We start from the raw sequence: 2,825 nt of genomic DNA, 5'->3' as shown, positions 1-2,825 counted from the left end.
ACGAGGTACGCGGTGGAGGTCTTGCCGGCGGTGCCGGTCACCCCGATCACGATCAGCTGCGCGGTCGGGTCGCCGTAGACGGCCGAGGCGAGCGTGCCGAGCACCGCGCGGGGGTCGGCGACCACCAGGGCCGGCAACCCGCTGGCCGCGGCCAGCTCGGCACCGGCCGGGTCGGTCAGCACGGCGACCGCGCCGGCGGCCGCCGCGCCGGCGGCGAACTCCGCGCCGTGCCGACGGGCACCGGGCAGGGCGGCGTACAGATCGCCGGGGTGGACCTCCTGGCTCGCGTGGGTCACCCCGGTCACCACCTGATCGGCGCTGGTGGGGGGCGCCACGGCGAGCCGGGCGGCTAGGTCACCGAGCCGGATTCCGGTCACGGTACGGGGACGAGGATTGCCGCGCACGGCGTCAGACCCTACCCGGTCGCCCGGTCCGGGCCGCACGGCGCGCCTGAATCTCCGCCGCAGGGAGTCGAACCGCAGGTGGGGACGCGCTCGCGAGTACCAACCACCGCCCCCACCCCATGCTTGCCGTCGATCATGCAGTTGTGGTGCCCCGCAGATGCCCCGCACGGCCACAATCCACCCACCCCAACTGCATGATCGGCGGGAGCAGAGGCAGGGGCGGGGGCGACTCCGAACAATTGTCGGGAGATTGATCGGGGTGTGGTTGCGAATCGTCGAAAAGTGTCGGGCGGGGGCTCGGGAATTGGCGGTGTCGATGGCTAGGGAAACACCTTGAACTTCGGTGCCGGTTCGCTTGACGGCGGCACCTTGAAATGCCGGAGAGTGAAGGTCATCATCTCCCGGAACGCCGGAGCCGCGACCGTTCCTCCACCGCCGCCCGGGCTGTGCACGAAGACCGCGATCACGTACCGCGGATTCTCCGCCGGCGCCATCCCGATGAACGAGCCGACCTCCCCCGGCTGCTTCTTACCGTCGACCAGCCGATAGCCGGTGCCGGTCTTGCCGGCGACCCGGTAACCGGGGACCGCCGCGGCCACGCCGGTGGCGTTCTCCACGGTGGTGACCGCCTCCATCATCGTCCGCAACGCGGCGGCGTTGGCCGGGCTGATCACCTGCCGGGTCACCGGCTCCTCGGCCGGCGTCCGCTTCCCGTCCGGGCCGATCGTCTCCTTGACCAGGCGCGGCTGGACGTACGTGCCGTCGTTGGCGATGGCGGCGAAGGCGGCGGCCATCTGCAACGGGGTGGCGTCCACGCTGTGCCCGATCGGCACCGACCCGTGCGACGACTCGCTCCACTCCGACACCGGGAGCAGCCGCCCGCTGGCCTCGCCGGGCATCCCGACCCCGGTCGCCTTGCCCAGCCCGAACCGCTGCTGGTAGTCGATCAGGCGCTCCGGCCCGAGGGCGTCGGCGATCTGGATGGTGCCGACGTTGGAGGAGTGGGCCATCATCCCGGCCACGCTCATCCGCCGCCCGTTCGCCGAATGGGTGTCGGAGAACCAGGTGTCGCCCTTGCGGATTCCGTTGGCGACCGGGAATGAGGTGTCCGGGGTGATCACCCCCTCCTGCAGCGCGGCCCCGAACGTGATCGGCTTGTGCACCGAGCCCGGGTCGACCACGAAGCTGGTGGCCGCGTCCTCCCGGTCGGTCGGGTCGCTGGCCTGCGGCTTCGCCGCGTTGTAGGTGGGATGGCTGGCCTGGGCCAGCACTTCGCCGGTACGCGCGTCGAGCACCACCGCGGCGGCGGTGCTGGCCTGCACCGCCGCCGCCTGCTTGCTGAGGATCTGCTGCGTTCTGTACTGCAGGTCGCGGTCGATGGTGAGCACCAGCGAGCTGCCCGGCTTGGCGCGGGTGGTCTGGCTGTAGCCGCCGGGGATCGGGGCGGCCAGCTTGCCGAGGCCGACTTCGAACACCCGCTTGCCGTCCTCACCGTGCAACAGGTCGTCGTAGCGCGCCTCCAGCCCCTCCAGCCCGACCTTGTCCACGCTGGTGAAGCCGATCAGGTTGGCGGCCAGGTCGCCGCCGGGTACCTCGCGCCGCTCGTCGCGGTCGGTGTAGATGCCGGGCAGCTCGAGCGCCATGATCTCGCGGGCGCGGTCGACATCCACCCCCCGAGCCAGGTACTCGAACTGGGAGTCGACGCCGTTCCGCTTGCGGGGCCGCATCTTCTCGGCCAGATCAGAGGCGGCGATGCCGAGCAGCGGGGAGAGCGTCCGGGCGGTGGCCGCGATGTCCTCGACCTTGTTCGGTTCGGCGTAGACGTACCGGGCCTCGACGCTCTGCACCAGGGTGGCGCCGTCCCGGTCGTAGATCGCCCCACGCGGCGCGGGCAACGGCACGGTGCGGAGGCGGTCGGCCAGGCCGCCGTCGGCGTACGCCGGGGTGTCCACCGCCTGGAGCGCGACGAGCCGGATGCCGATGGCGACGAACAGGGCCAGGATCAGCGCGGTGCCCAGCCGCAGCCGGCGGCCCGGGTCGGCGAGCCGGGGCGGGCGGGGTGGCTTGCGGGAGGGCCGGCGCCCGGGTGGCCGTTCACCGCGACGCGGCTCGCGGCCGCCGGTCCGCCGCCGCGGCGTGCTGGCCGCCCGCTCGTCACGCGGGACCCGGTCGGTGACCGTACGGACCACCGTGGTGCGCCCGGCACCGCCGTCCCGACGCGGCTGGCCGCCCTGCCGGTTGCCGGCCGACCGCCCGCCGTCGAGCACCTGCAACGCCGGCCGGAACGGATCCTGCGATCGGCTGCTGCGCGGGGTGCGCCGCTGCTCGACCCGGCCGGCACCGGCCGGGGCCGCGCCCTCCCGGATGGTGCGACCCCGGGGGGTGTACGCGCGGGCGTCGGAGATCCCGCCGAGGCCCGGC

At 73.4% G+C, this 2,825-nt stretch carries 2 protein-coding genes; both read right to left on the bottom strand.

The annotated features are described in order from the left end of the window. Positions 1 to 443 (bottom strand): Mur ligase domain-containing protein (locus tag AB0M52_RS32920; RefSeq protein ID WP_363961740.1); only part of this gene is annotated, 443 nt, incomplete at its 3' end. 281 nt (positions 444 to 724) lie between these two features. Continuing rightward, positions 725 to 2,825 (bottom strand): penicillin-binding protein 2 (locus AB0M52_RS32915; RefSeq protein WP_363961738.1); only part of this gene is annotated, 2,101 nt, incomplete at its 5' end.

Origin of the sequence: Micromonospora sp. NPDC051296 (genome assembly GCF_040682255.1) — a bacterium.
GTDB lineage: Bacteria > Actinomycetota > Actinomycetes > Mycobacteriales > Micromonosporaceae > Micromonospora > Micromonospora craterilacus.
Note: the sequence above shows the minus strand (reverse complement) of the source record. Positions and strands in the feature narration are given on the sequence as shown.